We start from the raw sequence: 11,401 nt of genomic DNA, 5'->3' as shown, positions 1-11,401 counted from the left end.
GGAGAACATCTGGCTGCGAACCAAGCGCCACAACGCCAGCGGCAAGGTCGTCTCCGGCACCGGCGGGGTCTGCTACCTGTACTTCCCGGTGAAGCTTTCCGCAGCTCAGAGGCGCGCACTGGCCGCTGTCGGCATCCGGTGAGCAACCCGGAGAGGCCCCTCCCGCACCCGTCGGGAGGGGCCTCTCCGGCCTTGATCATCAGCGCTGGGGAGAATCTGGGGAGAATCGCTAGGAGGAGGACTCGAACCAGTTCTGCATCGCTGAACGGCCCCGGCCGTCCGCCTCGGGCATCATGTGCGCGTAGATCCGGAGGGTGATCGACGGATCCGCGTGGCCCAGCCACTTCGAGACTGCCACGATCGGCTCCCGCGCGTCCAGCTGCACCGAAGCGAAGGTGTGGCGCAGGGCGTGGAAGCCGTTCTCCCGGCTCTCCTGGTAGACGAGCACCGTGCGCGACACCCCGGGCCGGTGCCGGAATGGCTTCTTTTCTTCCCGCGGCGGAGGGATGACACCCGCCGCAGCGAGCGCCGGCTTCCACACCCGCGAGTCGAAGCCGTCCCTGCGGATGGCCCCGCCCCGCGGAGCGGTCAGGATGAGCGCGTGGGCCTGCGGCGCCCGCTCCTCGGCCTCCCGGTCCGTCTTCGGCGGTCGGGGGTCCTTCCACGGCAGCTCGACACGCTGCGCGGGCCGCTTCTCCAGCGACTCCTCGATACGCTTCAGCAGGTACGGGGGAACGGGCACGACGCGGGTCTTCTCACCCTTCGGCAGGGCGAACGCCAGCTTGGCGCCGACCTTCTTCACCTGCCGCCGCACCAGGATCCGCTCGCCCGCGAAGTCGATGTCGTCCACCGACAGCCCGAACACTTCACTCGAGCGCAACCCGGCGCCCACGCCGAGGTCGACGCACAACTGGAACCGCTCGTCCATCGCCGCCTTCACGGCGAGAACCTGCTCCTTGGGCCAGGCCCGCGCCGCGGCCGGCGGGCGCGCTGGGACGCGCAGCGTCGTCTGACGGCGGCAGGGATTGCGGGTGAGCCGCTCATCGTCGATGGCGGCCTGGAAGATCGCCGACAGGTACCGCCAGCACTCGTTGCTGGTGCCGGGGCCGGCCGTCTCCTTCAGCGTCCGCAGCCATTGCCGCAGCTGCTCCGTCTTTACGGCGTTGAGCTGATAGTCACCCAGGTGGGGCACGATGTGCGTCCACACCCGGCCCTTCACCGTCGCCTCGGTGGAGGGATTGTCGTAGTCGCGGCCTGGCCACCATTGCTGCTCGATGTAGTCCCGCAGCAGCATCTGGCCGCGCCGCGGATCGACGAACTCCCCGGAAGCCGACTCGTGCTGAGCCTTCGCCAGCCAGGCGTTGGCACCCTCGGGCCCGTGCAGCTTTTCGAACGAGCGGTCCTTCACTCCGGGGATGCCGGCGACCCGGTACCGCTTCCCCTTGCCCCACCGCTCCGTCTTGCGCTTCTCGCCGGTGACGGGATCCGGCTTCTTCGTCATCCACCGGTCTTCGATGTAACCGGGCATCCGCTGCCCCCTTGCACTGGTGCTTCAGGCCGCCATGGAGTCGGGCGGGTCCATGGTGACGATCTCACCCTGCCACAGCTGGAACCACTGTCCGCCCGCCAGGAACCGCTCGGTGGACTTGGTGAGTACCCGCGCGAATGCTTCCACGGGGGCGTCGGGGCAGACGTGCACGCGTACAGTGCCTCGCCATTCGCGGACTTGCACGCAGGTCTGCCAGTCGACGTTGGGGTCGGTGACGTACTGCACCGTCAGCGGGCTCTCGGGGGAGTCGGCGCTGATGATCCGGCCCCGCCATATCTGGAACCAGTTGCATGCGGAGAGGAACTTGGCGAGCGCGTCGTTCAGTGCGTGGGTGATGTCCTCGATGTCTGCACCGCTGCGGAGGTGGACGTCGAGTCTTCCGCGGCTCTCGATGATGTTGACGAGCTGGCCCGGAGCGAGGTCTTCGACGGTAGTGCTGTACACAACGCGCAGCATGCGCCCTCCCCTTGTCGCGGTGCGCTTGGGGCGCTGTGTGCCGAAAGCGCACGGTTGTGGAAGGCTACGCCCTGCTCGCACTTGGCGACAATCCGTCCGCGCGAATGTCTACTTAGGGACTTTACGGCTCGCTGATTGTCTGCCAGGAGGCGCGACTGCTAGTCGCTCTCGCGGCGGGCCCGCTCGTCCGCTTCGATCATCGCCCGCCAGCGCCGCAGCTCCGCTTCGGGCATCCCGGCGAGGTGGCCGACGATGATGCGGACCTCGTCGTTGTAGCCGGCGAGCTCGGTCGCCTCGTACTCCAGCCACTGTTCGGCTGCGGCGGCTTTGACGCGCCGCTCACTGATGTGGAGGGCGTTGGAGAGGGCCTTGAGTTGCTGGGGGGAGGGCGGGTTGGTCGGCGGGTTGGTGACGAGCCGCTGGAGGTAGGGCTTGGACAGGCGGGTCCCGGAGTCGGGGTCGACCGCACGCGCCGACATTTTGGCGTAGGAGACACCTTGGTTGTTGACATCCCGGATGAGGCGCGAGAGCGCGCCTCGGGAGGCGCTCGGCTCGTCCGTCCCGGTGTCCGGGGCGGTGGCCGCTGCCGTCATGTCCTCTTCCTCTCGGGTCACTTCAGATACCGGCTGTCTCTATGGGGGGTGATGGTCGTCGAGAAAATACCAGCTCAGTCCCTACAACCATCCGGGACCCGAGACAGTTCGTCTACAGAATGATGTTAACGAGCCAGGAAGTGTGCCGATACTCGACATTCAGTCGTCTCGGACCTGTAGACGACTCGTCTCGGCTGTGGTTATCTATGTCAGGCAAACAGCTCCGCACTACCCGGGGGAACCGTGAGCCGACGCTGGACCCTGCGCAGCATCCCGTTCTTCGAGCACTGCATGCAGTACCCGGGGCGACTGACGCCCTACTCGATACGCGCCCTCGCCGAAGCGTCAGGCGTCAAGCGAGGAGTGATCGAAAAGCTCCTCAACGGGACACAGCGCACAGCCGACGTCGATGACGCGGTCGCCCTCGCGGAGGCCCTCGGGGTGTCGATCAATCCGCTTTTCGCGCCCCCAGCGTCTCCGGAACCGAGTCAAACGTCTCGACACAGCACCCCCACGAGTGAGGAATAGGACGCCCACATGCCGAACAAGCCGAAGACGCCGCCGAAGGGATGGCTCTGGTCCGAAGACGCCGCCGACTACCTCGGCGTCTCCGTCACCACCCTCTACCGGTGGCGCCGCGACCAGTACGGACCGCGCAGCGTCCGCCACGGCCGCCGCCGCTACCGCTACGAGATCGCCGAGATGGACGCCTGGATGGCCGGCGACCACTCCGAGGCCGAGCCGGCCGCTGTCGCCGCCTAGTCCGGCAGTGAAAGAGGCCGCCCCGCGGCTACGGGACGACCTCGATGCGATCAGCCCTCCCACCAGAGCGAAAGGAGGGAGCCACGCATGGCTCCCAGTATGAAGGATCACGAGGCCAAGAAGGTCTCGCTCTGCAAGCACAGCTTCCCGTGCCAGCCGCCGCACGGTTCGATCTTCCGGCCGGGGCCGTGTGACTGCGGCCTGACCTACGACGAGCACGAGGCCGAGCTCCGCCGCCAGGAGGAGGCCCTGATCGTCGGCACGTCACACGACGGACAGTGCCCCGACTGCGGCCACACCCGCCGCCTGTTCCGCTTCCAGCCGCCGGCCCAGCCGTGGCACGACCCCGACTATGAGCTGCCCGTCACGTTCCTGTGCACGGACTGCTTCAACGTCGAGGTGGACGCCCACAACGCCATGGTTAACGCCGCCTTCGAGGAGGCGGCCCGATGAGCGACTACTCCGAGATCGCGGCCCGGTTCGCCGACCACCGGATGACGGTCCTGCACGAGGACGGCCTGTACCGGCATCTGCGGTTCGAGGAGACGGCGGTCTCCCCGTTCGGACGCTACCCGTTCGAGTTGATCACGTGGCCGTTCAACCTTGTCGTGAAGGCTGGCTGGACGTTCCACTTCGACATCAACGCGACCGAGGACATGTTCGACCTGTTCCGGCGTACCGCCCACACCGGGCAGATCAACCCTGGCTACTGGCAGGAGAAGGTCCGCGCCGGACGCGAGGAGATCGAGGGTTACGACCCGGACCTGCTGAAGGCTGAGGTCGCGTCGACGCTCGCGCAGTGGATGCGCGACGACCTCGCCGAGCGAATCTGGGAACAGGCGAAGACGCAGGGCTTCAACCCCGAGGTGCTGGACTCCAGGCCCAGCCTCCGCAAGTGGTTGTCCCACCAGATTCGCCCGGAGTGGATGGCCGCCAACCGCGAGCTACGCGAGACCGTCCACGAGCACTTCTTCAGCGACATGGCCGCCTACAACATCGAGTTCGAGTCGGATGCCCACCAGGCGCTCGCCGACTTCTCGTACCGCCCCGAGGGCTACGACGGACCGTACCCGTACTACTTCGCCGACTGGACCGAGTGGCGACTGAAGGACTACACACCGGGGTTCCTGCACTGCTGCTACGCGATCCGTCGCGGCATCGATCTGTGGGACGCCGCCCGCAAGCAGGCGGAGGTGGCGGCATGAATATCACCCCCATCCACTGCCCTGTCTCCGGCTGCTTCTGGTCGGCGCACGGTATCCCCGACCAGTACACGGAGGCCCGCGCCTGGCATCTGGCCGCGCACCGCGCTGACGAGCACGGCGAGCCGTTGACTGACGAGCAGATCGCCTACGCGACGAAGGCCGGGCATGTGATCCCGGGTTCCGCGCGGACGACCGCCGCCGCCGTGGCCGCCGCGGGTGCGCTGCCGGTGCCGGTGGGCAACCAGCCGCGACCGTGGGACGACGACCGCGCCGTGCAGGTACTCAGCCAGGCGGGCGCGATGTGCGGCGTCTGCGGCGACGAGCCAGGTGACCGCAAGTGCCCGGACTGTGAGAGCTGCCGCCGCGACTACCTGGAATGCCTCTACGAAGAGGCGGGCTGGGGCCCAACGGCCGAACTCCGGGCAGAGATCGACCGGCTGCGGGCGGAGCGGCACACCACGAACGAGGCCCTATCAAAGGCGGACGAGCAGGCGCACAAGGACCGAGACCGGAGCGCCGAGCTGGAGCAGCAGTTGGCGGAGCGGTCGGTAAATCCGATCGCGTTCCGGGTGCTGGACGGCCTGGTGACGGTCGCCGCGTACACGACGGCCGGGCAGGCGCGCCGGCACGCGAAGTTCCTCGCCCGCCGCGAACACCGCGGCACGACCACGCAGGAGTTGCTGTGGCGGGCCGACCTCGATGAGCCCGAGGGCACGGAGTGGCTGACCGAGGTCACCGCGCCCGGCTACTCCCGCCTGACCGGATTCGGGGTCACCGCCCTGCCCCTCCTCGACCTCTTCACCGAAACCACCAAGGAGCCGTCGTGAGCATCGCCGACGAGCTGAACCGCATCGGCTACGACATGTTGCAGCGTCGCCTCCGCGCCGCCGAAGGCTTCGCCCGCAACGCGCTGGCCATGACCCCGTACACCGGGGAGACCGCCACCGAGTTCGCCAACCGCCTCCGATTTTGGGCCGAGCGGAACCACCCCGAACTGATCGTCCGACTGGAAGACCACCAGCAGCAGGAGATCCTGCCCCGCGCTGAGGACTGCGGCTGCGACCCGGACAGCGACGGCTACGACGACGACCACTGCGAGTCCGACGAAGGCGGCGAGTACCTGTGCGCCCGCCAGCACCTCGGCTTCGTCTGCGCCACCTGCGTCAACGAGGACGACGAAGGCCCGACCTGGCGGCCCGACCGCTACGAGTGGCCCTGCCCGACCATCGCCCGACTCGACAGCATCACCGAAACCGCCAAGGAGGCGACGTCGTGAGCGCGGACATCTACGGCGGGATCACCGTCGACCTGAACGACGCCCCGATCCGCACCGAGTACAGCCGCGACGTCACCGGCAAGCAGCTCGCCCGCCTCGTCATCGGCGAGCCCGGCCGGTCCATCGCCATCACCGTGTCGAACTCGCCGGCCGAGACGCTCGCCGAACTGCAGGAAGCCGTCGCCCAGCTCGCCGCCTTCACCCAGCGCCAGGAGCAGCTCGCCACCCTCCCGGAGGTGGCGTGATGGATGTGCTCATAGACGGTGCGCGGATAGACCTGGACCGCACACAGGTCGCTGTGGACAACTCGCGCTGGCTGTGGACGTGCGACGTGTCCGACGCCGGGGATCCGCTGATGCAGCGGGTCGACGGCCCGATCCCCGCAGTGCTTCCGCTGCACGCCGTGATCCTCACGCACGGGGTGCTCGTCCCGGAGCGGCAGGCACCGACCCCGGCCCTGTACCGGGAAGTCCTGGAGGCGGCGTGACCTACCTCCTTGACGCGCTCGTCGTCCTGGGTGCCGCGTTCCTGCTCCTGTTCGGCGAACCGATCGCCACCCACATCCGCGCCCGCCGGGAGGACCGATGACCACCACCGACGACACCGCCGAGACGGCGACCGAGGAAGCCCCCGTGGCCGCGGCCCGCGACCTCACCGCCCGGTTCACCACCGGCCCCGTCCGCAGCCTGCACCACTCCCCGCAGGCCACCCACTAGCCCGCCGCCGCGCCGGATGCCCACGGGCCGGCACGGCGGCGACCAAACCACGAACCCCCGAGCGCCTCAATCGCCCGGGGACCCGACACCAGCCTCTCACGGAGACGAGATGGACCAGCCCTACCTGTTTCCCCTGGACGACCTGCAGACCGAAGGCTACGCGCAGCCCGAATCACGCTGGGGCGTCACCGACGACACGGCCGACGAGACCGAGCGCGAGCCGCAGGCGGAGGCCGCCTGATGAAGCTGCGCATCGACCAGAAGACGCTGGCGGAAGCCGCCAAGCGCGCCCACCGCCGACTGCCCAACAATCCCCTGCAGCCCGTACTCGCCGGGCTCCTGCTCGAAACCAGCGGCGACGCGATCACCCTGTCCGGCTTCGACTACGAGACGAGCACCCGAGCCATCCTCACCGCCGACGTACTGGAGACCGGGCACATCCTCGTCTCGGGTCGGCTGCTCGCCGACGTGACCGCCGCCATGCCCCCCGGCCCCATCGACATCGTCGCCGACGAACGAGAACTCACCCTGTCCGCGCCGGGCACCACATTCACGCTGCCCACGATGGACCGCCGCGACTACCCGGCCCTCCCGGAGCCGCCCGCCGCGGCGGGAACAGTGGACGGCGACCTGCTGGCCGCCAGCGTGGTGCACGCCGCTCAGGCATCCATGCCCGACAAGGAGGCCGCAGGCAAGCTGGAGGGATTCCGCGGCGTCCACGTCGCAGCCGACGGCGACCACCTGACCGTGTCCGCCTCGGACCGGTACCGGATCGTTCGGCACCGCATCCCGTGGACCCCCGATGGTGACGCCTCCGGCGACCTGCTGGTCCCCGCAGCCAACCTTGCGGCCACCGCCAAGCAGCTGGCCGGCGGCCCGGTGCGGATCTCCTTCACCGGCGACCTCACTGTCGCCGCCCTCAGCAACGACGCCCTGACGGTGACCAGCCGCACCATCGCCTCCCCGTTCCCCGACGTCAGCCAGTTCTTCCCCGACCCCGCCGCTGCCTCGGGGTGGATGCGGGTCGGCGCGGGCGAGCTTTTGGAGGCGGTGAAGCGGGCCGCGCTGGTCAACGACAAGGAGGAGCAGGCCATCACCCTCACCTTCGGCCACGACCAGGTGACTGTGGCGGGCGGCGCGGACGGATCCAAGGGGGCTTCCCGCGTCGACGCCGAGATCACCGACCTGGATGGTTTCACGGCCGGTTACCGGCCCGGCTTCCTCGGCTCACTGCTGGCCCCGATCAGCGGCCAGGTGCAGGTCTGGTTCACCACCTCGAACAAGCCGGTGTTGATCCGACCCGTTGACGACGCGGGGGCCGCTACCGACACCTACCGGGCCGTGTGCATGCCCGTCCGGCTCACGTAGCGACCAACGCACACCGGCCGCGGCTGACGCGGCAGTCGAGGGCGGCCCGCCCACCCCACCCGTCGGACGGGCCGCCCCCACCAGCCACACCCAGAACGGAGTCACATGACCACCGAAACCAGCACAAAACATCCGCCGCCAGTGGCGTTCGTCGACACAGAGACGACCGGCCTGGACCCGTTCCAGCACGACGCTTGGGAGATCTCCGTCATCCTCCGCAAGCCTGGGGAGGCCGACCAGGAGTCCGTCTTCTACCTGGAACCCGACCTCACCCACGCTGACCCGAAGGCACTGGAGATCAACCGCTACCACGAGCGCGTCAAGACGGAGAACTGGACCTGGGACAAGCCGCAGGACGTCGCCCGTGACCTGTACCGACTCCTCGACGGCGCGGTCCTCGTCGGGTCGAACCCGTCCTTCGACGCCGACATGATCGCCAACATCTTCACCCGCTACTACTGGCACCCCAAGCCCTGGCACTACCGCACCGTCGACATTGCCACCCTCGCGGCCGGCTACCGATTCGGGCAGCGGGACAGCGGCTCCTACGGCGGAGACTTCGCCTTCCCTAGCGACCTGCCGTCCCTGCCGTTCTCCTCCCGCGGTCTGTCCCGCGCGGTCGGCGTCGAGCCGCCCGGCGACGACGTTGCCCACACCGCCCTCGGCGATGCCCGCTGGGCGCGAGACGTCTTCGACGCCGTGACCGGCGGTGCCGCATGACCGCCACCGTGGAGGCGCCGAGCGAGGTCGAGGCCGGCGTGTACGACAACGTCGACGCCGCGGTCTACCACAGCGACCCCGTCCCCGGCGGCAGCCTCTCCTCGACCGGCGCACGCAAACTCGCCACCGAATGCCCCGCCGCCTTCAAGTACTGGCTCGACAACCCCGAGCCGGCCAAGAAGGAGTTCGACTTCGGCACCGCCGCACACAAGGTCGTCCTCGAAGACGGACCCGAACTCGTCCTCGTCGAGCGGGACCGTTGGGACACCAACGAGGTCAAGGAGCAAGTCAAGAAGATCCGCGCCGCCGGGAAGATTCCGCTCAAGCAACGCGACCTAGACAAGGTCCACGCCATGGCCAAGGCGCTGCGCGAACACCCCGAAGCAGCGGAACTCCTGGCGCCCGGCAGCGGCATCGCCGAACGCACCATCATCTGGAACGACCGAGGCGTCTGGCGCCGAGTCCGCATCGACTGGGCCCGCCACGACGGCACCCTCGTCGACTACAAATCCTGCCGCTCCGCCAACCCGTCGAAGCTGGCCAACCACCTCTTCGAATACGGCTACCACCAGCAGCAGGAGTACTACCGCGACGGTGCCCTGGAGTTCGGGCTCACCGAACTGGTCTGCCCGTTCAAGTTCATCTTCCAGGAGAAAGAACCGCCCTACCTGGTCTCGGTGATCGAACTCGACTCGGCCGCCTGCAGCATCGGCCGCCACCTCAACGAGGTCGCCCTCAACACCTACGCCCTCTGCCGCGAAGCCGGCGAGTGGCCCGGCTACTACCAGACCCCGCTCATCTCGCCGCCCGCCTGGCTTGAGCGCCAGTACCGCTAGGAGAAAACCTGCATGTCCCAGCTCGGAAAGCCCGTCCAGACCGCCCCCCGCGCGGCACAGAACGGCTCCGCCCAGCAGTTCACGTTCCGCCCCGCCAGCAAGGCCGGCCGCAAGGCCCGCGTGTCCATCCAGGGCATGTCCGGCTCCGGCAAGACGTGGACCGGCCTCGGCATCGCCCACGGCCTGTCCGAAGGGCGCAAGTTCGCCGTCATCGACACCGAGAAGGGCGCCGCCAGCCTTTACGCCGGAATCGGCGGCATCCAGTTCGACACCTGCCCGATGGACCGCTACGACCCCCGCGACCTCGTCCGGGTCCTCGACGCCGCCGCACAGGCCGGCTACCCCACCGTGTTCGTCGACAGCCTCTCCCACTTCTGGAAGGGCACCGACGGCACCCTCGACCAAGTCGAGAAGGCCAGCAGCAGGTACGGCGGCAACAAGTTCGCCGGCTGGAAGGACGGCACCCCTCTCCAGAACGACATGGTCGCCGCGATCCTCGCCTACCCCGGCCACGTCGTCGCCTCGATGCGCTCCTACACCGAGTGGGTCCTGGACGGCGGCAAGCCGCAGCGCGTAGGCACCCGGCCCGAACAGCGCAAGGGCATCGAGTACGAGTTCGACCTCGCCGTCGCAATGGACATCGACAACACCCTCGAAGTCCTCAAGTCCCGCTGCCCCGCCCTGAACCGCCAGGTCATCAAGCGCCCGCAGGGAGCCCGCGACATCGCCGGCCCCCTCCTCGCCTGGCTCAGCGAAGCACCGCCCCAGGGACCGGCGCCCACCGCAGACGACCAGCAGTAGCCCGCACACACGACAGGGCCGCCCGCGGGCAGTGCGGGCGGCCCCCCACCCAAGTAGACGCGGAGTGCGCCTCGTAGCCAACACCCGCCACGCCAAGAGGCCGCAACCGCTCGGATGACCAGGGAGAACACCCGCCATGCGTGATCGTGAAACATCGCGTGAAACGAAAGGCGTCAGTGCCGTGCCGTCGAATGCAGGCATGACCGCCACCGTGCAACCCACCCTCGACGGCAGTGTCCCCGAGCCGCGGAAGACGCGGACGCAGCGGCAGGCCGAGGACTACGAGACCTGGCTCGCCGAAGTCTGGCCGGTGTTCATAGCCGCCGCCGCATCCGGCCGCACCTTCACCACCTACGAGATCGCCGACGCCCACCAGCTGCCCGACCCGCCGAACCCCCAGGCCCACTGGGGCCGGCTCATGACCCTGCTGAAGGACGAGGGCTACGTCCGCACCGCCGGCTGGGCCATGACCAACCGGCCCACCGCCCACCACAGCGGAGTCCGCACCTGGAAAGGCACCGCCGCAGCACGAAGGGCCGCCGCGTGACCGCCGCCACCCACACCATCCGACCCGCCCGCCGCGACCAGCGGAAGGAGAAGCCGTGACCACCGCCGTCCGCGAAGCCCCCCACCACCGCACCCTCACCTGCTACACCGACTACCGCTGCCGACTCCCTGCTTGCGTCGAGCGGTACCTCGCCTGGGAACGCGACCGCTCATCCCGGCAGGCCGACGGAACCTGGGAAAACCTCGTCGACGCCGCACCCGCCCGCCGACACATCCAGCACCTCATCGCCCAGGGATACACCGCTCACCGCATCGCCGCGCTCGCCGGCCTCCAGCCGCACTCCGTCCGCGACTTCATCGGCAACGGAGTCCGAGGACGCCGCTACCGCACCAGCCCCGCCACCCTCGACAAGATCCTCTCGATCACCCCCGACTCGGCAGTCCCCACCTTCATCGACCCCACCGGCACCCACCGGCGACTCCAAGCCCTCGTAGCCGCCGGCTGGCCACTCAGCACCCTCGACCGGAAGATCGGCTACGCGCCCGCACACTTCCGCTCAATCCTCGCCAAGACGCGCATCCACGTCAGCACCAGCACCCTGGTCACCGACG

The 11,401-nt window shown here is 68.8% G+C and carries 19 protein-coding genes and 1 pseudogene; 17 read left to right on the top strand and 3 right to left on the bottom strand.

Annotated elements, in window-relative coordinates; all coding sequences use genetic code 11:
• A pseudogene (locus tag ABZY13_RS32945) lies at positions 1–142 on the top strand (peptidase C39 family protein); the annotation flags it as partial.
• A gap of 87 nt (positions 143–229) precedes the next feature.
• On the opposite strand, the gene ABZY13_RS32940 reads toward ABZY13_RS32945, so the two are convergent.
• The 3 genes from ABZY13_RS32940 to ABZY13_RS32930 form a co-directional block, all read right to left on the bottom strand.
• Positions 230–1,501 carry a site-specific integrase gene (locus ABZY13_RS32940; RefSeq protein WP_356637396.1) on the bottom strand — a complete coding sequence of 424 codons (1,272 nt, stop codon included), beginning with the start codon at positions 1,499–1,501 and terminating at the stop codon, positions 230–232.
• 51 nt (positions 1,502–1,552) lie between these two features.
• Positions 1,553–2,005, bottom strand: a complete 453-nt coding sequence (locus tag ABZY13_RS32935; RefSeq protein ID WP_356637394.1) for a hypothetical protein — start codon at positions 2,003–2,005, stop codon at positions 1,553–1,555.
• A 158-nt stretch (positions 2,006–2,163) separates the two neighbouring features.
• On the bottom strand, positions 2,164–2,598 hold the full coding sequence (locus ABZY13_RS32930; RefSeq protein ID WP_356637391.1) for a hypothetical protein: 435 nt from the start codon (positions 2,596–2,598) through the stop codon (positions 2,164–2,166).
• A gap of 291 nt (positions 2,599–2,889) precedes the next feature.
• On the opposite strand from ABZY13_RS32930, the gene ABZY13_RS32925 reads away from it, so the two are divergent.
• The 16 genes from ABZY13_RS32925 to ABZY13_RS32850 all read left to right on the top strand — a co-directional run.
• Positions 2,890–3,126, top strand: coding sequence for a helix-turn-helix transcriptional regulator (locus tag ABZY13_RS32925; RefSeq protein ID WP_356637398.1), 237 nt, complete (start codon positions 2,890–2,892; stop codon positions 3,124–3,126).
• A gap of 9 nt (positions 3,127–3,135) precedes the next feature.
• Positions 3,136–3,360 carry a helix-turn-helix domain-containing protein gene (locus tag ABZY13_RS32920; RefSeq protein WP_356637389.1) on the top strand — a complete coding sequence of 75 codons (225 nt, stop codon included), beginning with the start codon at positions 3,136–3,138 and terminating at the stop codon, positions 3,358–3,360.
• Between the two features lie 87 nt (positions 3,361–3,447).
• The gene (locus ABZY13_RS32915) at positions 3,448–3,813 is read left to right on the top strand and encodes a hypothetical protein (RefSeq protein WP_356637387.1); all 366 of its coding nucleotides are present in this window, start codon (positions 3,448–3,450) and stop codon (positions 3,811–3,813) included.
• Complete coding sequence (locus ABZY13_RS32910) at positions 3,810–4,565, top strand: hypothetical protein (protein WP_356637385.1); 756 nt, start codon at positions 3,810–3,812, stop codon at positions 4,563–4,565. Before ABZY13_RS32915 ends, ABZY13_RS32910 begins: the two co-directional genes overlap by 4 nt.
• A complete protein-coding gene (locus ABZY13_RS32905; RefSeq protein WP_356637383.1) occupies positions 4,562–5,392 on the top strand; it encodes a hypothetical protein in 831 nt (276 codons plus the stop codon). The genes ABZY13_RS32910 and ABZY13_RS32905 overlap by 4 nt, the downstream gene beginning before the upstream one ends.
• A complete protein-coding gene (locus ABZY13_RS32900) occupies positions 5,389–5,841 on the top strand; it encodes a hypothetical protein (RefSeq protein ID WP_356637381.1) in 453 nt (150 codons plus the stop codon). Before ABZY13_RS32905 ends, ABZY13_RS32900 begins: the two co-directional genes overlap by 4 nt.
• Positions 5,838–6,086 carry a hypothetical protein gene (locus tag ABZY13_RS32895; protein ID WP_356637379.1) on the top strand — a complete coding sequence of 83 codons (249 nt, stop codon included), beginning with the start codon at positions 5,838–5,840 and terminating at the stop codon, positions 6,084–6,086. The genes ABZY13_RS32900 and ABZY13_RS32895 overlap by 4 nt, the downstream gene beginning before the upstream one ends.
• Entirely contained in the window at positions 6,086–6,328 is a 243-nt protein-coding gene (locus ABZY13_RS32890) for a phiSA1p31-related protein (RefSeq protein ID WP_356637377.1), read from the top strand. Before ABZY13_RS32895 ends, ABZY13_RS32890 begins: the two co-directional genes overlap by 1 nt.
• A gap of 97 nt (positions 6,329–6,425) precedes the next feature.
• A complete protein-coding gene (locus ABZY13_RS32885) occupies positions 6,426–6,557 on the top strand; it encodes a hypothetical protein (protein ID WP_356637375.1) in 132 nt (43 codons plus the stop codon).
• Positions 6,558–6,666: 109 nt separating this feature from the next.
• Complete coding sequence (locus ABZY13_RS32880) at positions 6,667–6,798, top strand: hypothetical protein (protein WP_356637373.1); 132 nt, start codon at positions 6,667–6,669, stop codon at positions 6,796–6,798.
• Complete coding sequence (dnaN, locus tag ABZY13_RS32875; RefSeq protein WP_356637371.1) at positions 6,798–7,925, top strand: DNA polymerase III subunit beta; 1,128 nt, start codon at positions 6,798–6,800, stop codon at positions 7,923–7,925. The genes ABZY13_RS32880 and dnaN overlap by 1 nt, the downstream gene beginning before the upstream one ends.
• A gap of 105 nt (positions 7,926–8,030) precedes the next feature.
• Positions 8,031–8,645: a 3'-5' exonuclease gene (locus ABZY13_RS32870; RefSeq protein WP_356637369.1), complete on the top strand. Its 615-nt coding sequence runs from the start codon at positions 8,031–8,033 to the stop codon at positions 8,643–8,645.
• Entirely contained in the window at positions 8,642–9,481 is an 840-nt protein-coding gene (locus tag ABZY13_RS32865) for a PD-(D/E)XK nuclease-like domain-containing protein (RefSeq protein WP_356637367.1), read from the top strand. Before ABZY13_RS32870 ends, ABZY13_RS32865 begins: the two co-directional genes overlap by 4 nt.
• A gap of 12 nt (positions 9,482–9,493) precedes the next feature.
• The gene (locus ABZY13_RS32860) at positions 9,494–10,282 is read left to right on the top strand and encodes an ATP-binding protein (protein ID WP_356637365.1); all 789 of its coding nucleotides are present in this window, start codon (positions 9,494–9,496) and stop codon (positions 10,280–10,282) included.
• Positions 10,283–10,481: 199 nt separating this feature from the next.
• Positions 10,482–10,829, top strand: coding sequence for a hypothetical protein (locus ABZY13_RS32855; RefSeq protein WP_356637363.1), 348 nt, complete (start codon positions 10,482–10,484; stop codon positions 10,827–10,829).
• Between the two features lie 55 nt (positions 10,830–10,884).
• Positions 10,885–11,401: hypothetical protein (locus tag ABZY13_RS32850; protein ID WP_356637361.1), on the top strand; the 517-nt coding region annotated here is incomplete at its 3' end.

Origin of the sequence: Streptomyces sp. NPDC006610 (genome assembly GCF_040611575.1) — a bacterium.
Lineage (GTDB): Bacteria > Actinomycetota > Actinomycetes > Streptomycetales > Streptomycetaceae > Streptomyces.
This window is presented reverse-complemented; position numbering and strand designations above follow the sequence as displayed.

Coding starts and splice junctions, on each gene's coding strand:
- ABZY13_RS32870 (WP_356637369.1), top strand. CDS start 8,031: ATGACCACCGAAACCAGCACAAAACATCCGCCGCCAGTGGCGTTCGTC.
- ABZY13_RS32855 (WP_356637363.1), top strand. CDS start 10,482: ATGACCGCCACCGTGCAACCCACCCTCGACGGCAGTGTCCCCGAGCCG.
- ABZY13_RS32880 (WP_356637373.1), top strand. CDS start 6,667: ATGGACCAGCCCTACCTGTTTCCCCTGGACGACCTGCAGACCGAAGGC.
- ABZY13_RS32940 (WP_356637396.1), bottom strand. CDS start 1,501: ATGACGAAGAAGCCGGATCCCGTCACCGGCGAGAAGCGCAAGACGGAG.
- ABZY13_RS32860 (WP_356637365.1), top strand. CDS start 9,494: ATGTCCCAGCTCGGAAAGCCCGTCCAGACCGCCCCCCGCGCGGCACAG.
- ABZY13_RS32865 (WP_356637367.1), top strand. CDS start 8,642: ATGACCGCCACCGTGGAGGCGCCGAGCGAGGTCGAGGCCGGCGTGTAC.
- ABZY13_RS32915 (WP_356637387.1), top strand. CDS start 3,448: ATGGCTCCCAGTATGAAGGATCACGAGGCCAAGAAGGTCTCGCTCTGC.
- dnaN (WP_356637371.1), top strand. CDS start 6,798: ATGAAGCTGCGCATCGACCAGAAGACGCTGGCGGAAGCCGCCAAGCGC.
- ABZY13_RS32910 (WP_356637385.1), top strand. CDS start 3,810: ATGAGCGACTACTCCGAGATCGCGGCCCGGTTCGCCGACCACCGGATG.
- ABZY13_RS32925 (WP_356637398.1), top strand. CDS start 2,890: ATGCAGTACCCGGGGCGACTGACGCCCTACTCGATACGCGCCCTCGCC.
- ABZY13_RS32885 (WP_356637375.1), top strand. CDS start 6,426: ATGACCACCACCGACGACACCGCCGAGACGGCGACCGAGGAAGCCCCC.
- ABZY13_RS32890 (WP_356637377.1), top strand. CDS start 6,086: ATGGATGTGCTCATAGACGGTGCGCGGATAGACCTGGACCGCACACAG.
- ABZY13_RS32930 (WP_356637391.1), bottom strand. CDS start 2,598: ATGACGGCAGCGGCCACCGCCCCGGACACCGGGACGGACGAGCCGAGC.
- ABZY13_RS32905 (WP_356637383.1), top strand. CDS start 4,562: ATGAATATCACCCCCATCCACTGCCCTGTCTCCGGCTGCTTCTGGTCG.
- ABZY13_RS32920 (WP_356637389.1), top strand. CDS start 3,136: ATGCCGAACAAGCCGAAGACGCCGCCGAAGGGATGGCTCTGGTCCGAA.
- ABZY13_RS32935 (WP_356637394.1), bottom strand. CDS start 2,005: ATGCTGCGCGTTGTGTACAGCACTACCGTCGAAGACCTCGCTCCGGGC.